Source organism: Rhodococcus sp. BL-253-APC-6A1W (genome assembly GCF_012843405.1).
In the GTDB taxonomy this organism is placed as follows: Bacteria; Actinomycetota; Actinomycetes; order Mycobacteriales; family Mycobacteriaceae; genus Rhodococcus.
In genome coordinates this window covers 339,463-358,355 of sequence record NZ_JABAFB010000005.1, presented here as the reverse complement: position 1 = coordinate 358,355, position 18,893 = coordinate 339,463, and the positions used below count along the sequence as shown (strand labels likewise).

Here is an 18,893-nt window from a genome sequence, read left to right as displayed (position 1 = left end):
TTTGTCGCTGCCTACGAGGCGCGAATGACCGTTCGAACTCGGCAACTCGGTTGCGACCGGAAATCGTGTCCTACTGTTCGCTCACAAGAGCCGCCGAAGATATTTCCGGGGTACGGATATAGCGGATTGCCGCTGCGAAAGTGGCCAGTGCCAGCAACGTCAGGATGAGATAGAACGCCGTGAGGCCGATCATGTCCACCATCGACAGCACAAGCCCGACCGCGATACCGAGAACGCTCGACGCAAGACCGACCACGCCACCTATCGATCCGTACACCTGAGTGGGCGAGTACACGACGACGGCAAGGACGTAGTGCGAGAGTCCGACTCCGGTCGCGATTCCGAAAATCGCCACCCCGATCACGAATGCATACAGGTTGTCGATGTTCAGGATCGCTATTCCGGCAAGACCCAGCGTGCCGTACACCAGCACGATCCTGGCTTCCGGAAAGTCCGCCATTCGGCTGACGTATTGATTCCCCACATAGACCGTGACGTTGGAGACAGCCAAGATCAGCAGGGGCGCGGCAGCGTACGACTCGAACCGGAGCACGATGAGGGCGCCGATGAGCGTCGTGGGCAGCGCCGAAGCCAGGCACCTGAGAAGCAGCAACCGCCGCAACACCGTCGAGCCTCGGATAGCCGTCACGCCCGCCGCCAGAGCCGCCATGGCGGTCCCGTCGGCGCGCGACACGGTACGTGGCCGTCCCCGGTCGATCCGGAGGAGAGCCACAACGGGGGCAAAGGACGTGACGACGTAGAAGACGAGGAACAGGGTCACACCGTTCACCGAAATGATGCCGAACGCCGCTAAAGGGCCGATCACGCCCGTCATGTAGAAGAGCGTGTTCAGGGTGCCTCGGGCACGACGGCGGAAGTCCGGGAAGAGTTCGTTCAGGCCCACTTTCCATGCCGAGAGATAGCTGATGCTCGCGGTTGCGTTCACGACCAGGAGGATTCCCAGCAGAGCGAGCGGAAGCCGGCCGACGGCCAGCGAGGCGACAACAGCGAGAATCGACGCGGACTGGGCTGCCAGGCCGATATAGAAGAACATGCGCCAACCGCGCATGTCGATCGCCGCGCCGACGAAGGGCGCCAGGAGACCCGACACCGCGGTTGCCACCACCGAGAGCGCAACTGCGGCCGGGCCGTAGACCTGGACCAGTAGGAGCGGAGCGACTCCGACGAAAGCGGTCTCACCGATATTGTTGATCACGTTTCCTGCCGCAAACCGGCGGAATCGGGCGTCGGAGAGTGGGGGGACTTCGGCTGCGGTGGGTCGAGTCTCGTTATCGGACTGCATTGCGCCCTTCAGGTATTCGGTACGAGGAACCAACCACCACGACCGGCGACGCTGTCGGCCAGATCATAGACTTGGCACCGCGTTTTCGCCCACGGCCATGTGGCGCATCACCACCACCGGCATAGTGTGCGCCAAAAATCCACCGTGCCCGCGCATCACGAATCGGTCTACTTCGTCTCGTCGTCATCAGCACCTCGGTAGGATCCACACGATGCCGCCCGACGACCGAAATCGAGGGCCCCGGATGAATATTCGGCCGCGTGTTCGTCATCTTGCCGTGATCGTCACCGTGGGATTCGTCGGATTGGTCGTCGCTCCCGCGCCCGCGGTGGGCGACGGCACCCCTGGTGCGGCCGAAGGGCCGGCGCGCCCGGTCGGGGCCGGCACCGCCCGCACCTACGTCACCCTCGACGCGGAGGGCACGCCTGCCACCGTCGGGGTGCGACTCGACGCGGCCGCACTCGACGGACTGCCGGACGGTGTATTGCCCGTCACCGAGGCGTACGTGCTCGACCTGCCCGCGGAGGCGAACGCGACGCCGTTCGACCACGTCACGGTGGACTGGAATTCTCGCGGTCACAACCCCGAACACGGTTTCGACGTACCGCATTTCGACGTGCATTTCTATCTGCTGGACAGGACCACCGTGGAGTCGATCCACCCGCTTGCCCCCGGTTATTTCCAGGCCGCCCCCCGTCTGCCGGACCCCCGGTATCTGCCCCCGGAGTACGCACCGGACGGGAATCCGCTGACAGCGACTGTCCCCGGCATGGGACTGCACTGGCTGGACACCACCGAGACGGAGCACCACTTCACCGAGTCGGTGCTCTACGGGTCGTGGGACGGCAAGCAGGCGTTCATCGAACCCATGATGACCCGGGAGTGGCTCGCGTCCCGGCCCACGATCGAGGAACCACTGCCTCGGCCCGCCGCGTACCAGCGCGCGGGCCTCTACCCGACCACCTATGCCGTGCGGTGGGACGAAGCGACGCAGACGTACACGGTCGAACTCGGCGGGCTCACGATGCGCGAGGCGTCGTAGGGCCCGGCCACCCGGTCGCACGAGCACTTGTGATGTTCGGGCCTGGTGCCGGTCAGAAGTACTGAGCACCGCCGTCCACGCCGAGATGCTGTCCGGTGACGAACGTCGATTCGGCGGAGGCGAGGAACGCCACCATATCCGCGACCTCCTCGGGTTCCGCCATGTATTTCTCGAGGAACGGGGTGGTCATCGACGCGAGCTTGGGGTTGGTCGCCGCGGTTTCGGCGATCCGTTCGCGCATGCTGCCGGAGCCCATCGGCGTGTTCACCGCACCCGGATGAACACTGTTGACACGGATGTTGTGCCGGCCCAGCTCGGCTGCGAAGGCGCGGGCCATCCCGGTCACCGCGTGCTTGCTGGTCGTGTAATGCACCATGAACGGCTGCATCTTCACGCCGGCCAGTGAACTGATGAGAATGATCGAGCCACCGCCACGCTCGATGAGGTGCGGTGCAGTCGCCGTGACGGTGTTCCACGTACCGGTGACGTTGATGTCGAGGGTATCGCGGAAACTGTTGGGGCTGATCTCGTCCCACGTCTCCGGAATGCAGATTCCGGCATTGGCGACGACGACATCGAGGCCACCGAATCGTGCCACGCCCTCCTGCGCGACCTCCTTCAGCACCTCGAGATCACGAGTGTCGCCCTGCACCAAGTGCGCCTTCCCGCCTTCGGCCTCGACGAGACGGCGCGTTTCGTCGAGATCGTCGAGTGTTGCGGACTCGTAGGGCACCCCGGGCAGCGGGCCCGCAATATCGACGCCGACGATTCGCGCGCCCTCACGCGCAAGCCGGACGGCATGTGCCCGTCCCTGACCTCGGGCCACACCGGTGATGAAAGCGATCTTGCCGTCGAATCGGCTCACAGACTGTTCTCCTCAGGTCGAATGTCGAGGGTCGTGTGACCCACGATCGGTCGGTTGCACGAGCACCTTGATGTCCGACCCGGTGCCGCCGGACAGTTCGCGCAGCTTCTCGTCGGCATCGTCGAGACCGACCACGGACGTCACCAGCGTGTCGACCCTGATGCGCCCGGCGGCAAGATGCGCCAGCGCCTCGCCGAAGTCGCGCTCGCTGTACGCGGTCGAGCCGACGATCGCGGTCTCGAAGATCGCCAACCGCATCAGCAGGAGTTCGGACGGCAACCCGGAAATCCCCACGATCACCAGACGACCCTGATATCCGAGGATGTCGACGGCATCCTGTGCGCAACTCGGATTTCCGCTGCACTCCAGTACCGCCCGGGGACCGTCGGCGAACAACGCGGCCGCGTCCTCGAGCACCCGGTCGGGCGTCGTCGTCCGCACGCCCGATCCGCTTGCGAGCGCACGGCGCGCATCGTGGGGTTCGACCACCAGCACATCGGTGATGCCCCTGGCACGGAGAACCTCGACGGCGAGCAGGCCGATCGGACCGGCACCGAACACCACGACCCCGTCGCCCGGTGCGACCTCGGCCCGCCCGACCGCGCGGACCGCCACCGCAAGCGGCTCGGTGAGCGCCGCGTCGCGCAAGGACACGGTGTCGGGGATCCGGTGCAGCATTCGGGACGGGACCGTGACCGATTCCGCGAGTCCGCCCGGCCGGCCCAGGCCCGGCCCTCGAACCACGCCGGTGAGACACACCCCGTCGTCGCTCCGGCACGCTGTGCAGTCGCCGCACTCGTCGATCGGGCGGACCGCCACCCGATCACCGACTGTCCATCCGCGCACGTCGGCGGCGGTTTCGCTCACCACCCCGGCGAACTCGTGCCCCAGCACGTGCCCGGTGAGCGGGTCCGGTGGGTCGAAGAACAGATGCAGATCCGACCCGCACACTCCGCAGTACGCCACGTCGATGCGGACCTCGCCCGGCGCAAGGGGCGAGTGGTCGACCTCGGTCACCGACAGCGCCCGTTCGGGGCCGATTACCGCTGCGATTCCCATCTGCGAGTTCCTCGTCTTCCTGGTCCACCCGAACCGTGGCGACCGATTTCGTCGATTCGGGCCATCGTGCCCCTCCGGTGACGCAAAGTGGCAGTGATCTGTATCACCGGAGTCGCTCGCGTCATGCACTGGAGGTTCGATGCGCATCACTGTCACCGTCGACGGAACGCCCTATACCGACGACGTGGAACCCCGCCTTCTGCTCGTGCACTATCTCAGAGACCGGCTGGGAAAAGTCGGGACGGTGGTCGGCTGCGACACGAGCAACTGCGGCGCGTGCACCGTCCTGCTCGACGGGCAGAGCGTCAAGTCGTGCTCGGTGCTCGCGGTACAGGCGGACGGGCAGGAGGTCACGACGGTCGAAGGACTGTCCGTCGACGGCTCCCTGCATCCCGTCCAGGAGGCATTCCGGGAGAAACATGCTCTGCAATGCGGGTTCTGCACGCCGGGAATGATCATGGCGACGATCGACCTGCTCGCGGACAACCCCGATCCCGACGACGAACAGGTGCGGCACAGCCTCGAGGGAAACCTCTGCCGCTGCACCGGATATCAGAACATCGTCGCCGCCGCACAGGACGCCGCGCAGCGCCTGCGCGAGGCACCGGCGGCAACGCAGGGAGGCACACGATGACGAGCACCGCCGAACCACGTACCGAATCCGAACTCGGCAGGGCACGCCGCCGCAAGGAAGACGAGCACCTCGTCACGGGCCGCACCCACTGGACCGACAACATCGTGCTCCCCGGCATGCTGCATGCGGCGATATTGCGTAGCCCGTTCGCACACGCACGCATCACCCACATCGATGTGGACGAAGCGAAGAAGCAACCGGGTGTCGTCGCCGTCTACACCGGCGCGGATCTCGCGGAGGAACAGGGCAGCCTGCCGTGCGCCTGGCAGATCACCGAGGACATGCTGACGCCGCCCGCACCCGCGCTCGCCGTCGGCACCGTGAGGTTCGCGGGGGAGGCCGTGGCGGTCGTGGTCGCCCGCACCTACTACGAAGCGCACGACGCACTCGACGCGATCGATGTGGATTACGACGACCTGCCGGTCGTGCTCGACCTCGCGGCGGCCGCCGACGACACCGTTGTGCTCCACCCCGACCTCGGCACCAACCGCAGCGCGACGTGGGTGTTCGATTCGGCGGAAGCCGGGAGCGGGAGCAACGTCGACGACACCCTCCGCGATGCGGAGGTCGTCGTGGAGCGGACCTTCCGCCAGCAGCGACTCATCCCGGCGTTCATGGAACCGCGCTCGGTGGTCGTCGACCCCACTGCCTCGCAGACCACGATGTGGTCGTCCACGCAGGTCCCGCACATCCTGAAACTGATGCTCGCGATGACACTCGGTATCCCCGAGCACACCCTGCGGGTGATCGCCCCGGACGTGGGTGGCGGATTCGGCGGCAAACTCCAGGTGACACCGGAAGAGGTGCTCACCCTGCTGATTGCGCGCCGGTTGCGCAAGCCCCTCAAGTACACCGAGACGCGCAGCGAATCGATGATGGCCGGGCATCACGGCCGCGACCAGATCCAGAAACTCACCATCGCGGCGAGACGCGACGGCACGGTCACGGGGCTGAAGGTGGACCTGCTGGCGGACATGGGCGCGTACCTGCGACTCGTCACGCCCGGCGTCCCGATCCTCGGGGCGTTCATGTTCAACGGCATCTACAAGTTCGACGCCTACCGATTCACCTGCACCAACGTGTTCACCAACAAGGTGCCCACCGATGCCTACCGCGGTGCGGGCCGCCCCGAGGCCACCTTCGCGATCGAACGCATCATGGACGAACTCGCCGTCGAACTGTCGATGGACCCGATCGAACTCCGGAAGAAGAACTGGATCGCGCACGAGGAGTTCCCGTTCGACACCGTCGCGGGCCTGACCTACGACTCCGGCAACTACGAGGCGGCCACCGCGAAAGCGCTCGAACTGCTGGACTACGACGGTCTGCGACGCGAACAGGCCGAGCGCCGGGAGCGCAAGGACCCGGTGCAACTGGGCATCGGGGTATCGACGTTCACCGAGATGTGCGGACTCGCCCCGTCGCGCGTCCTCGGTTCGCTGTCGTACGGGGCCGGAGGATGGGAGCACGCGGCGATCCGCATGCTGCCCACCGGCAAGGTCGAGGTGGTCACCGGCGCGTCCGCGCACGGCCAGGGACACGAGACGGCGTGGAGCCAGATCGTCGCCGATCGACTCGGAATCCCGTTCGAGGACATCGAGGTCCTGCACGGCGACACCCAGACGTCCCCACGGGGTCTCGACACCTACGGTTCACGGTCCCTCGCCGTCGGCGGAATCGCAGTGGTGAAGGCGGCCGAGAAGGTGGTGGCCAAGGCGCGGCCGATCGCCGCACACCTGATGGAGTGCGCGGAGGACGATCTCGACTTCACCGACGGACAGTTCCGGGTCAAGGGAACCGAGAAGTCGGTGGGGCTCACGGACATTGCGCTCGCCGTGTTCGCCGCGCACGACCTGCCCGACGGGATCGAACCGAACCTCGATTCGGAGGCGACCTACGACCCCGACAACTTCTCGTTCCCGCACGGCACCCACCTGTGCGCGATCGAGGTCGACACCGAGACGGGTCACGCCCGCATCCGGAAATACGTCTGCGTCGACGACATCGGGCACGTCGTCAATCCCCTCATCGTGGAGGGCCAGGTGCACGGAGGTCTGGCGCAGGGCATCGCCCAGGCACTGTACGAGGAAGCGGTGCACGACGAGTCGGGCACGTTGCTCAGCGGCTCGTTCGCCGAGTACCTGCTTCCCACGGCCGTGGATCTGCCGTCGTTCACCACCGACCGCACCGACACACCGGCTCCGGGGAACCCGTTGGGCGTCAAGGGAGTCGGCGAGGCCGGCACCATCGCGTCGACGCCGGCCGTGGTGAACGCGGTGCTCGACGCCGTACGGCAGTTCGGGGTCCGCGACATCACGATGCCGTGCACTCCGATGCGGGTGTGGCATGCCATTCGTTCTGCCCGCAGCGACGGGACGAGTACACAGGGAGGCACGCAATGATTCCGGCCGCGTTCGAATATTTCCGGCCCACCAGCCTCGAGGAGGCGGTCACGGCACTGCGCGATGCAGGCGAGGACTCGAAGATCATCGCAGGCGGCCAAAGCCTGATGCCGGTCCTGCGGTTGCGTCTGGCGGCACCGTCGGCGCTCGTCGACCTCGGCCGCGTCGCCGAACTGCGCGGCATCCGTGAGGAGGGCGACGAGATCGTGATCGGTGCGACCACCACGCACCACGAAGTTCTGCACGACCCGCTCGTCGCGCGGCACGCACGATTGCTCGCGGAGGCCACGGCCACCGTCGCGGACCCACAGATCCGGCATCGGGGAACGCTCGGCGGGTCGTTGGCGCACGCCGATCCCGCCGGTGACCTCGCCGCTCCGGCCGTGGCTCTCGACGCGACGCTCCGGGTGGTCGGCCCCGCGGGCATTCGCACCCTGACGGCGGAAGAGTTCTTCCAGGACTACTTCACGACTGCGCTGGACGCGGGGGAAATCCTCGCGGAGATCCGCATTCCGAAGCACACCGAGTGGGCCGCCCGGTACGAAAAGTTCCATCGCGCAGCACAACAATGGTCGATCGTCGGCGTCGCCGCGACCGTGTCGGTCGCGGGCGGCACCATCGAACGCGCCAAGGTGGCTCTGACCAACATGGCGGCGGTGCCGATCCGGGCGCGTGGTGTCGAAGAATCGCTCGTCGGGCAGCCCGCCACGGCGGACACGATCAGGGCGGCTGCGGAGCGCGCGACAGACGGCACCGACCCCATGACCGACGGAAACGCCGACGCCGAGTACCGCAGCCATCTGGCGCAGGTGCTCACTCGCCGGGCGGTGACGACAGCAACCGGAATCTGACGTTTCCGACACCTTCACTATCCGAGAGGACGCAATGCAACTCGATCACACCTTGTCAGTTCCAGCACCCGTCGAAGAGGTGTGGACCGCCTTGCTGAACCCCGAGAAGGTCGCACCGTGCATGCCCGGGGCGAAGCTCACCGGGACCGAGGGGGACACGTTCACGGGAACGGTGAAGGTCAAGCTCGGGCCGGTGGCGCTCACCTTCAAGGGCACCGGACGATACGTCGAAAAGGACGAGCAGGCCCGCAAGGCGGTCATCGAGGCGAACGCGAAGGACACGCGCGGCAACGGCACGGTCAGCGCGACCATCACGATCGTTCTCACCGGCGACGGTGACCGTACGGACGGCACGGTCCACACCGATATGACGGTCACGGGCAAGCCTGCTCAGTTCGGCCGGGGGATGATCTCCGATGTCGGCGGGAAGATCCTCGAACAGTTCGCGTCCTGTCTGTCGAAGAAACTGGGACCGGAGGCCGCGGACTCGACGCCGAGCGAATCGACTCCCAACGAATCGGTACCGTCCAGCGCGCCGGCGGTGGCTCCGACACCTCCCGACACGACACCGGCCGGTGCGGGGTTCGTCGCACCCGTGGCGGGTGACGCCGCGCAGACCGCCACACCGGCACCCGCGGCCACGCCCGGTGCCGTCGCTCCGGCGCCGCCCGCGGATGCCGCCACCGGAACGGCGAATTCGGGCGCGGCGCACGCGACCGCCGATCCGCAACCCGAAGCCGAGGCTCTCGATCTCATGGAGTTCGCGCGAGGCTCTGTGATCCAGCGACTCGTGCCGGTGGGGGTGGTGGCCGCCGTGGCGCTCGTGGTCGGGGTGGTCCTGAACCGGACGTCCCGCCGTCGGCGCCGGAACCGTTCAGCGTGCAGTGGGTGCCGCAAGAAGTGACCAGATCCGGTCCCGGGACAGCGGTAGTTCGTGTGGCCGCACTCCGATCGCGCGCCGGACCGCGTTGGCGAGCGCGGGGGCGACGGGATTGAACGGCGCCTCGCTCATGGACTTGGCGCCCATCGGCCCCATGGTGTCGTAGGTGTCCGCGAAGTACACCTCGGTGCGGGGCACATCTGCGTACTGCGGAATGTGGTAGTTCCGCAGCGTCGCGGTGACGACGGTGCCGCTGGCATCGGTGACGAGTTCTTCGTACATCGCGACGCCGATGGCTTGGGCAACACCACCTTCCACCTGGCCCCGGCACTGCTCGGGGTTGACGACGACACCCGCGTCGGCTGCCTGGACGGACTGCAGGATGCGCACTTCACCGGTGCCGATGTCGACCGCGACGCGAAACCCCTGCACGTTGAACGACAACGAGCGGGGGAGCCCGCCGTGGCTGCCTTCGGCGCGCAGGGTCCCGCCCGCCGCCTCCAGGAGGTCCGCATACGGCACCTCTGTGCCGCCCACCTGGGCTCCGCCGGCCGTGAACTCCACGTCGTCGGGTGATTCGCCGGTCAGTTCCGCCGCCCATTTCGCCATATCGCCGCGCAGCGCGTGGGCCGCGGCGTGCAGGGCCTTCGCCGCGACGACCGTTCCCGACGATCCGTACGCGCCCGTATCGTGCGTCGTGACGTCGGTATCCGACTGTTCGACGCGGATCCGGTCCGGCTCGATCCCGAGCACCGACGCGGCAATCTGTGTGTGCACGGTCGTCGTACCGTTCCCGAATTCCGCGGTACCGACCCGGGCGACGAACGTACCGTCCGGCAGGAGTTCGATCGACGTGTCGGCGATGTGCCCGCCGGGCGGGTTCGACGCGATCATCGCCAACGCCATTCCCTCGCCGACTCGCCACCGTGGACCCTCCGGCGCGGGTGGCCCGTCCGCACGCGACATCGCACTGCGCACGAGGTCGAGGCACTGGTCGAGGCCGTAGCTTCCGAACCCGAGGTCGGCGCCCTCGGGATGGGCGGCGACCAGTTCGTCGCCGGGAACCACCACGTTGCGGCGCCGCAACTCGTACGGGTCGAGGTCCAGTTCCAGGGCGAGTTCGTCCATTGCGGACTCGACCGCGAACACCACCTGTCCGAGACCGTATCCGCGGAACGCGCCCGACGGCCGGTTGTTCGTGTACACCGACCGGCCGTCGACACGCTTGTTCGGGCAGCGGTACACCTCGACCGATTCGCCGCACCCGTGGAACATCACGCTCGCCGAATGGTTGCCGTACGCGCCGCCGTCGTTGAGGACGTCGATGGCGAGGGCCGTGAGGATTCCGTCGGCGTCCGCGGCCACGGTGACGTCGACCCGCATGGGATGACGACACGGCGCGACCGTCAACTGGTCCGCCCGGGTGAACTCCCACCGCGCCGGGCGTCCGGTGCGCAGGACGGCCGCCGCGACGACGTCCTCGACGAGCATTTCCTGTTTGCCGCCGAATCCCCCGCCCACGCGGGCGGTGAACACCCGGACGCGGTGACGCTCGAGCCCGAAGATCCGGCACAGTTCGTCCCGGACGAGGAACGGAACCTGGGTGGAACTGCGGATCACCAGCCGTCCGTCGTCGTCGAGCCAGCCGACGGCGCCGTGTGTTTCGAGATGGGTGTGCTGGACGCGCTGCGTCTGCCAGCGCCCGCGCACCACGGCCGCAGCCGCGGCGATGCCGGCTTCGACGTCACCACACCCGCCGTGCACCTCTCCGATGAGGTTGCGGGAGCCATCGGCGATCCGCGCTTCCGGCCCCTTGTCACCGTGCAGCAGCGGGGCACCGGGTGCCGCGGCCTCGTCCGGGTCGAGCACGAAGGGCAGGACCTCGTATTCCACGCGGAGAAGCCGGCAGGCCTCCTGCGCCTGGGCTTCCGTCTCGGCGACGACCGCCGCAACCCGTTGCCCGACGTATCGAAGCGTCCGGTCGAAGAGGTAGGTGTCGTCCGGATCTTCTTCCCGGTTCTCGTGTCTCGCTGTCGAATATGCGAACTGGGGGGCGTCGCGCCAGCACAGGACCGCGTGCACGCCCGGCAGTTGCTCCGCGGTGACGGTGTCGATGGACACGATCCGGGCGTGCGGGTGCGGGCTACCCAGCGTCGCGATATGCAGCACGCCGTCGACGACGGTGTCGAACGTGTACGGCTCCGTACCGGTGACGACCCGCGGGCCCGCAGGTGCGGGATGGGATGCGCCGAAAGCTTTTCCGCATGTCTTCCCGACGTTGCCGACGCCGCGCAGCGCATCGTCGACGGAACGATATCCGGTGCAGCGGCACAAGTTTCCTTTGAGCCGGCGCGGAAGGTCGTCGAGGTCGGACTCGGTGAACGTCGAGGCCGTGACGATCATGCCGGCGGTGCAGAATCCGCATTGGAACCCGGCGGCGTCGACGAACCGCTGTTGCAGGGGATGCATGTCGTCGGGCGTGCCCAGACCGGTCACCGTGGTGACCGCGCGCCCCTCGGCCCGGACGGCGGGATAGACGCACGAATGCACCGCCTCACCGTCGACGAGCACCGAGCACGCGCCACAGTCACCCGTGTCGCAGCCCTTCTTGACCTCGAAGTGTTCGTGGTCTCGCAGCATCGTGCGCAGGCACTGCCCGGGGCGGGGAGCGGCGTCGACCTCGTCACCGTTGACCGTCAGTCTCATGACAACTCCTCCCGGACTTCCTGTGCCAGAACGGCTGTGACCGCCCTGCGCCACTGGGGGGTCCCGTGGACATCGGCGTGGTAGGCGTCCGCGGCGACGGTAGAGGTCAGTGCTGCCTCGAGGTCCGCCGCAGCGGGCAGATCGGGGAACCTCAGCACGTGGGGACGGGTGGTGGCAGCGGTCACCGACAGGGCGAACGCACCGTCGGCGTCGCGCCGACCGATGACCACGGCACCGGAGCGGCCCAGCGGAGACAAGGCGATCTTCCGGAATGCGGTGCGTGAGGACAGCTTCGGTGCCTCGATACGGATACTGCGCAGGATGTCTCCGTCGTGCAGGAGGTTGCCGCCGACGCCGGTGACGAACTCCGCCACCGGCAGTCGTCGCTCACCGCCCCCTCGGGACCAGATCACCGCGTCGGCGTCGAGCGCGACCGCGAGGGAAATCATGGCACCGGCGGGCAGCGACAGGCAGATGTTGCCACCGACGGTGGCACGCTTCCAGATCTTCCACGAGGCGAGCAGGGCGTCGGCGCACTGCCCGAACAATGGTGCGGCCTGCCACGTCGTGGTCTCGGAGAGCCTCGAGAGTTCCTCGACCGTGCAGGTCGCGGCCACTTCGAGGCCGGGGTCGTCGATCACCGTCGCGGGCCAGCCCAGCCCCGACAGGTCGACGAGGCGACGCGCGTGTGGTTGCGGTTCCGAGAACAGCCACGTGCCGCCTCCGACGAACGCCGTGCCCGGTCCCCAGGTGAGATCCTCACGTGTCCGCGCCACGGTGTAGTCCGTCACGGTGTGCAGATCCATGGCGTTACCCCGCTTTGGAGACGAGGCGGGTGTGCGCGTCCGCCACGCCGCGAGCGACGACGTCGGTGTCGACGGTGAGCACCCGATCGTTGCGTACCACCTCGCGTCCGTTGACGAGAAGCAGATCCAGGGGAGGCTGCGACCCCAGTACGAGCGCCGCGACCGGGTCCGCGATCCCGGAATGAGCGAGTGTGTCGAGCCGCCACAGAGCGAGATCGGCGAGCTTGCCCACCTCGAGAGAGCCGATCTCGTTCTCACGACCCAGGACGCGCGCACCGCCGATGGTCGCGAGCGCGAGACTCTGCCGAACGGTCATTGCCCGCGGTCCGCTCCGGGCGCGTGCGAACAGCGCGGCGTGGTGGGCCTCTTCGAGCATGCAGCACGATTCGTTGCTCGCCGCGCCGTCGACCCCGAGTCCGAGCGGAACTCCTGCCGCGTAGAGGTCGGCGGCGCGCGCGATACCCGCACCGAGACGCGCGTTGGATGTCGGACAGTGCGCCGCACCCGTGCCCGAGGCCGCGAGCACCCCGATGTCGCGGTCGTCGAGATGTACTGCGTGCGCGTACCACACATCCGGCCCAGTCCAGCCGAGAGATTCCATGTACTCGACGGGGTTGCACCCGAACCTCTCGAGGCAGAAGTCCTGCTCGTCGAGGGTTTCCGCAAGGTGCGTGTGCAAGCGGACGCCGAGATCGCGGGCGAGCACCGCGGACTGTTTCAGCAGTTCCCCGGTCACGGAGAACGGGGAGCACGGGGCCAGCGCGACGCGGAGCATCGAATCGAACGACGGATCGTGCCACCGCTGGACGGCGTCCTGACTGCCGGCGAGGATCGCGTCGAGGTCCTCGACGATGTGATCCGGCGGGAGTCCCCCCGCGCTCGCGCCCAGGTCCATCGAACCGCGGCAGGGGTGGAACCGGATACCGACCTCTGCCGCCGCGGCGATCTCGGCCCCGAAGACGTCACCCCCGTCGCGGGGGACGACGTAGTGATGATCGGTGCTGGTGGTGCATCCGGTCTTCAGCAGGTGCGCGAGGGCACCCTTCGCCGCGACATGCACCATATCGGCGTCGATGCCGCCCCAGATGGGATACAGAGTGGTCAGCCACTCGAACAGCGTGTGATCGACGGCCAGACCGCGGGTGATCCACTGGTAGAGGTGGTGGTGGGTATTGACGAGCCCGGGAGTGAGAATGCATCCGGCGCCGTCCACGATCTGCGCGTCGTCGTACCCGAGCGGTTCGCCGTCGCCGACCGCGACGATCCTGTTTCCGTCGACCACGACGTGACCGCTGCGGTATTCGGCGCGACCGGCATCCATCGTGACCACGTGCGCACCACGGATCACGATCGGTCGGGTGGTAGGGCGAGTGTGCACGGTTGCTCCTCACGTCGGCGGGCACCTACCAGTGAACTCCTGCTCGAGACGCAACACCCCGGGCACCGTGTACGAAACCGCAACGAAATGCCCGCTTCGTATTGTGCGATCGTCCAAAGGCCCGCGCACGGAGGTGGTGCAGTGCTTCTTCACGATGTACTCGACGATGCCGAACTCGGAATCCGGGTTCTCCACGGCGACCCCGCGATGCTCGAACGGCCGGTACTGCGAACCTGTACCACCGATATGCCCGACCCCACCCGGTACGTCAGCGCGGGGTCGCTGGTGTTCTCGGGGCTGGTGTGGCGGGCGTCTGCCGAAGACTCGGATCTGTTCGTCAAACACCTCGCGCGCGTGGGCGTGACTGCGCTCGCCGCGGGGGAGGCCCTGCTCGGTGAGGTGCCCGAGGACGTGGTCGCCGCGTGCGCCCGGCATCGGCTGCCGTTGCTCTCGGTCCCCGCGGACGTGCCGTTCAGCCGGATCATCGAGCGGATGACCGCACGCATGTCCGGCGCGCGCATGGACCGTCTGCAGAACGGACTCGCGCGGCAGCGGCGGTTGCTCGAAGCGGTCGCCGACGGTCGCAGCATCGGCGACCTGCTCGACCGCACCGCCCAGGAATTCGGGGCGCAGGCGTGGCTGCTCACCGCCACCGGAGTGCCTCTCGCCGGCGCGGCACCCCTCGACGACGACATCGTGGACCGGCTCGTCGCGGCGGCCTTGTCCGCCGAGCGGCTTCCCCACGCGACCGCCGACTACACGGTGCTCTCCGTGGGCGGTGGCCTTCGCGACCGCACATCCTGCTGGCTGCTGGTGGTACGGCACACGGGCGACGCGCGCGCGGACTGCCTCGAGGCGTTCCGGGAACTCGCCACGGTGGCGGCACTCGACCGGGTTCGCCGAGACGAACGCCGGCGCACCGCCTGGGACGCCGGAGACAGTTCCGGGCTGGTGTCCACTGCGGCAGCAACATTCGATTCGGGACGTCCACTTGTCGCGGTGGTCGCGCGCCGGGTGTCCCACGACGACCGGGCCGCTGCGGCCACCGCCGAACGGCTACGGGCGCTTCGCGACTCGCTCTGCGACGCACTGCCGGGGTGCGTGAGCGCGCTGGACGGGGACCGGGTCGTCCTGACCGTCGCCGGTGACGCCGACGAGGTTCACTCAGTGCTTCGTCGGCGGCTCGCCCGAGTCGTCCCGGCGCTCGAGCGCACGCGATTGCGGGTGGGCACGAGCGCCACGTGCACGCTCGGATCGCTGGCGGGTGCCGTCGCCACCGCCACCGCGCTCGCCACGGACGACGGTGACATTCGCGAACCGGTGTCCGTGCGCACGGCAGCAATGGACTCGGCGGCGGAGTTGTTCTCCGCGGTACCGGACAGGTTGCGTCACGATTTCGCTCAACGCATCCTCGGGCCGGTGCTCGATCACGACCTGTCGACCGATAGCGGGCTTCTCTCCACCCTCGAGGTGTTCCTCGCATGCAGTGGCTCGTGGCGACGCACCGCAGAACGAATCCACGTGCACCTCAACACGGTCCGGTACCGAATCGGCAAGGTGGAGAAGCTCACCGGGCGAGATCTGTCCCAGATCGATGACAGGCTCGACGTATACCTGGCGCTCCGGATGCTGCAGGTGCAGGAGGCTTAGGCGAGGCGCGGCAGATCCCCGCTCAGGCGGTCGGGGGCAGCGGGCGGTAGATCTGCGGCGGCCGCAACCGGCCACCGAAGGGGATCGGCGCCGAGCTGCCGGAGTTGCTGCACCTGCTCGTAGCACCACGGCGACACGTCGCGGGTCCCGTCCACCACCGCGTCCGCGAAGGCGGTCCACTCCACCCAGTCGACGCCGCACACCTCGGCCGGGTCGGGAGCCGGCTGCGATCCCCGGTACAGGGCCCGGTAGACGGGGCAGATTTCGTTCTCGACGATCCCGTTGTCCATCACCGCCCGGTATCGGAAGGACGGGAGCACAACGCCGACGTCGTCGAGTTCGATACCGAGTTCTTGGCCCAGCCGCCTGCGGACGGCCAGTTCGAGCGGCTCCTGCGGCGCCGGGTGACCGCAACCACTGTTCGTCCATACCCCGGGCCACGTCCGCTTCTCCAGGGCGCGCCGGGTGATGAGCAGACGGCCGTTCTCATCGAAGACGTACGCGGAGAAAGCGAGATGCAACGGCGTCGTCGCGGTGTGGACGGTTGCCTTCGGTTCGGTGCCGACGGCGCGCCCCGCCTCGTCGAGCAGCACTACTTGCTCCATGGTGTTCCTGTTCTGTCCGTTCCTCGTCGTGAGTGGGTCCGCTCTCCGCTCGACAGCTGACCCACGCTCTTCGCTGTCTTCGCGCGCGTACGGAAGGTGGTCCATCCGGCCTCCGCCAATCGTGGCGCGGCGACGGCGAGGCGCCTCCGCCGGGAGACGCGTGCCCGCTGATGAAGTACACGATATCCGCCGTCCTCGACCTCCCGGAGAATGTCGCGGTACAGCACGAACGCTGTGCGCATCCCCGGGCGTACCGATCGATCGAGCATGTCGATCCCCGGGTCTGCCTCGCGGTACACCGACCGGGTGTGCGCGATCAGGTGCGCGAGTGCCCGCTCGAGCCTGGCATCGTTCCGGCCGGTCGTCCGGCAGTATCGGAGAAGATCCTCGTCGACACCGAAAGCTTTCAACTCGTCGGTCGGCAGGTAGATCCGGTCGCGGTCGAGGTCTTCGCCCATATCCCGGATGAAGTTCGTGAGCTGGAAGGCTTCGCCGAGTGCGGCGGCCGGCCGCGCAGCCTTGTCCCGATCCGTCTCCGTACCCAGGATCGGAAGCATCTGCAGACCGATGACGGCCGCGGATCCGTACATGTATTCCGACAACTCGTCCATCGTGCGGTAGCGCGGGCGGAACATCACGGTCCCCGGTATGTCCATGCGCATCGAATGCAGGAAGGCATAGAAGTAGCTGTGCGGAATGTCGTACCGCGCGGTGGTATCCACCAGCGCTCCGAGCACGAGATCAGGCCGGCTCCGCCCCAGGGGTGCGCCACCGAAAGCGGCCCGGATCCGATCCTCGAAGGCATCGACCTTCGCGGCGGCCGCCCGATCGGAGTCGACCTCGACATCGACGACGTCGTCGACCATCCGCGCAAACCCGTAGAGAGCATGTACGCCCGCACGCTTGGATGCCGGAAGGAGCCTTGTCGCAAGGAAATAGGTCTTCCCGTGGCGCTCGTTCAGTTCGCGGCACACCCGGTACGCCTCGTGCAGTCCGGGATCGATTCCGGCGAGTTCACCCATGCTCGACTACCTCCTCGGAGCGCACCGACTGTGTGACGGCGGTCCGACGCGGCCGCTCGCTCGTCGCCGATCCGACGATCCGCTCGGCGGCAAGGCGCCCCGACACGAGCACGGTGGGTACTCCGACGCCGGGGGTGGTACCCGAGCCCGCCAGCACCACATTGTCCACGCCGCCGACCATGTTCTTGCGCCGGAAAGGTCCGGTCTGGCGGAACACATGGGCGGAGGAGAACGGGCTGCCTTCGAGCATGCCTTTGTCGCGCCACGTCTGCGGGGTATCGAGGTGGTCGACCACCATCGCAGCGGTCAGGCCGCGGTAACCCCGCTGCTCGAGGACGATCTGGATCTCTCGCATGTAGGGCACGGCGCGGCGGTTCCAGTCGATGGGCGCGGACGCGAGGTTCGGGCACGGCGCCAAGATCGACACCGGTTCGCTGAGGACACCGTTACGCACCATCCGCAAGGCGGGGTCGGTGACCGCCGGGCGGGTGATCAGCAACGACGGGTCCTCCATCAACTGTCCACGGCCAGGACCGGCGGTGATACGTGCGAAGGTCTCCGCCCACTGCTCGCCGAAATCGATGGTGTGGTGCGCGCTCGACGGCCACGACTGCGTGACCTCGGTGGGAACGGTGCCGTGGAAGACGACTGCGGACGGCGACACGACGGAATAACCCCGCTTCCTGCCGCTGCTCGTCACACCGGCCCGATCGAGCAAGCGGTCGACGATCGGGAGGTCCGGGGTGAGGACGAGTGCGTCGCACTCGACACGGCGACCGTCGGACGTCAGGACGGCCGTCACGCGATCGTTGCGGATCTCCAGTTCCGACACTTCGGCCGAGGTGTGGAGCGCTCCGCCGTGACGGGTGAGCGCATCGGCCATGGACTCTGCGACAGCCGACATTCCGCCCGCGGGGAAGTAGACCCCGAGCGAGGTGTCCATATGGGCGATAGCGCCGTACACACCGAGCGCTTTCGACGGGGCGACCCCGGCGTAGAGCGACTGGAAGGTGAAGATCCGGCGTAGCCGATCGTCCCGGACGAACGAGGCGATCCGGGAGCCCAGGCGGCCGAAACCGCCGATCAATGCCAGCCTGGCGGTGTCGCGCAGCGCTGCGCGCGAGCCGACGAGGTCGAGAGGCGAATCGAAGTTCGACGCGATGTACCGGTCGAACTCCGTATCGAAGATGCTGGCGAGCCAGCCTCGCAATCGGCGATACCCGTCGACTTCACCTGGACCGCAGACTTTTTCGACTTCGGCGGACATCTCCGTGGGATCGGCGTACACGTCGAGAGCACTGCCGTCGGCGTAACGAGCGTGGTAGCTGGGAGACAGTGCGCTCAGTTCGACTGTGGGAGTCGTGGAATCGAACGACTCGCCGACCGCGGCGAGCGCATCGGAGATCAGGTCCGGCATCGTGAGCACGCTGGCGCCGTTGTCGATGGTGTAGAGGGGGTTGCCGGAGTCGTCGTACACCGGATAGGTCCCGACCCGGCCACCCACAGTGTCGTCGCGCTCGAGCACGGTGACGCGTTTACCCGCGCCCGTAAGGTACAGCGCCGCAGCGAGACCGGAGAGTCCTGCCCCCACCACGACCACGGAATCGACGGGCCCGGGGATCGTCTTCATGATCGGCCACCCGTCGGCACGACGGTATCGACTCGGCTGGGTATCGCGCTGGTCATTCCT

Annotated in this window: 15 protein-coding genes; 6 read left to right on the top strand and 9 right to left on the bottom strand. The window is 67.6% G+C overall.

Features of this window, described 5'->3' with window-relative positions:
• Nucleotides 1-70 precede the first annotated feature (70 nt).
• Complete coding sequence (locus tag HF877_RS10135; RefSeq protein WP_169621021.1) at nt 71-1,216, bottom strand: MFS transporter; 1,146 nt, start codon at nt 1,214-1,216, stop codon at nt 71-73.
• Nucleotides 1,217-1,547: 331 nt separating this feature from the next.
• On the opposite strand from HF877_RS10135, the gene HF877_RS10130 reads away from it, so the two are divergent.
• Complete coding sequence (locus HF877_RS10130) at nt 1,548-2,345, top strand: DUF5602 domain-containing protein (protein WP_169621020.1); 798 nt, start codon at nt 1,548-1,550, stop codon at nt 2,343-2,345.
• A gap of 52 nt (nt 2,346-2,397) precedes the next feature.
• On the opposite strand, the gene HF877_RS10125 is transcribed toward HF877_RS10130, so the two are convergent.
• Together HF877_RS10125 and HF877_RS10120 are read right to left on the bottom strand one after the other, a co-directional pair.
• The gene (locus tag HF877_RS10125; RefSeq protein WP_169621019.1) at nt 2,398-3,210 is read right to left on the bottom strand and encodes a mycofactocin-coupled SDR family oxidoreductase; all 813 of its coding nucleotides are present in this window, start codon (nt 3,208-3,210) and stop codon (nt 2,398-2,400) included.
• 12 nt (nt 3,211-3,222) lie between these two features.
• Entirely contained in the window at nt 3,223-4,269 is a 1,047-nt protein-coding gene (locus HF877_RS10120) for an alcohol dehydrogenase catalytic domain-containing protein (RefSeq protein WP_169621018.1), read from the bottom strand.
• A gap of 139 nt (nt 4,270-4,408) precedes the next feature.
• Between HF877_RS10120 and HF877_RS10115 the strand changes: the two genes are divergently transcribed.
• Genes HF877_RS10115 through HF877_RS10100 form a run of 4 tightly spaced genes read left to right on the top strand, consistent with a single transcriptional unit; the run spans nt 4,409 to nt 9,060 of the window.
• Entirely contained in the window at nt 4,409-4,903 is a 495-nt protein-coding gene (locus HF877_RS10115) for a (2Fe-2S)-binding protein (RefSeq protein WP_169621017.1), read from the top strand.
• Nucleotides 4,900-7,305: a xanthine dehydrogenase family protein molybdopterin-binding subunit gene (locus tag HF877_RS10110; protein ID WP_169621016.1), complete on the top strand. Its 2,406-nt coding sequence runs from the start codon at nt 4,900-4,902 to the stop codon at nt 7,303-7,305. The genes HF877_RS10115 and HF877_RS10110 overlap by 4 nt, the downstream gene beginning before the upstream one ends.
• Nucleotides 7,302-8,156, top strand: coding sequence for a xanthine dehydrogenase family protein subunit M (locus HF877_RS10105; protein WP_169621015.1), 855 nt, complete (start codon nt 7,302-7,304; stop codon nt 8,154-8,156). Before HF877_RS10110 ends, HF877_RS10105 begins: the two co-directional genes overlap by 4 nt.
• A 52-nt stretch (nt 8,157-8,208) precedes the next feature.
• Nucleotides 8,209-9,060, top strand: coding sequence for an SRPBCC family protein (locus tag HF877_RS10100; protein WP_240952206.1), 852 nt, complete (start codon nt 8,209-8,211; stop codon nt 9,058-9,060).
• Here HF877_RS10100 and HF877_RS10095 read toward each other — a convergent pair.
• Genes HF877_RS10095 through HF877_RS10085 form a run of 3 tightly spaced genes read right to left on the bottom strand, consistent with a single transcriptional unit; the run spans nt 9,031 to nt 13,926 of the window.
• A complete protein-coding gene (locus tag HF877_RS10095; RefSeq protein ID WP_169621013.1) occupies nt 9,031-11,742 on the bottom strand; it encodes a molybdopterin cofactor-binding domain-containing protein in 2,712 nt (903 codons plus the stop codon). The genes HF877_RS10100 and HF877_RS10095 overlap by 30 nt on opposite strands.
• On the bottom strand, nt 11,739-12,548 hold the full coding sequence (locus HF877_RS10090; protein WP_169621012.1) for an FAD binding domain-containing protein: 810 nt from the start codon (nt 12,546-12,548) through the stop codon (nt 11,739-11,741). Before HF877_RS10090 ends, HF877_RS10095 begins: the two co-directional genes overlap by 4 nt.
• Before the next feature lie 4 nt (nt 12,549-12,552).
• Nucleotides 12,553-13,926, bottom strand: a complete 1,374-nt coding sequence (locus HF877_RS10085) for an 8-oxoguanine deaminase (RefSeq protein WP_169621011.1) — start codon at nt 13,924-13,926, stop codon at nt 12,553-12,555.
• A 141-nt stretch (nt 13,927-14,067) separates the two neighbouring features.
• On the opposite strand from HF877_RS10085, the gene HF877_RS10080 reads away from it, so the two are divergent.
• A complete protein-coding gene (locus HF877_RS10080; protein WP_346765104.1) occupies nt 14,068-15,576 on the top strand; it encodes a PucR family transcriptional regulator in 1,509 nt (502 codons plus the stop codon).
• Here HF877_RS10080 and idi read toward each other — a convergent pair.
• From idi to crtI, 3 genes are read right to left on the bottom strand one after another with little or no spacing between them, the layout of a single operon-like run.
• The gene (gene idi / locus HF877_RS10075; RefSeq protein ID WP_169621009.1) at nt 15,573-16,181 is read right to left on the bottom strand and encodes an isopentenyl-diphosphate Delta-isomerase; all 609 of its coding nucleotides are present in this window, start codon (nt 16,179-16,181) and stop codon (nt 15,573-15,575) included. The two genes, HF877_RS10080 and idi, sit on opposite strands and share 4 nt — an antisense overlap.
• Nucleotides 16,169-17,203, bottom strand: a complete 1,035-nt coding sequence (locus HF877_RS10070; protein ID WP_169621008.1) for a phytoene/squalene synthase family protein — start codon at nt 17,201-17,203, stop codon at nt 16,169-16,171. Before HF877_RS10070 ends, idi begins: the two co-directional genes overlap by 13 nt.
• Entirely contained in the window at nt 17,196-18,833 is a 1,638-nt protein-coding gene (crtI, locus tag HF877_RS10065) for a phytoene desaturase family protein (RefSeq protein WP_169621007.1), read from the bottom strand. The genes HF877_RS10070 and crtI overlap by 8 nt, the downstream gene beginning before the upstream one ends.
• Nucleotides 18,834-18,893 lie beyond the last annotated feature (60 nt).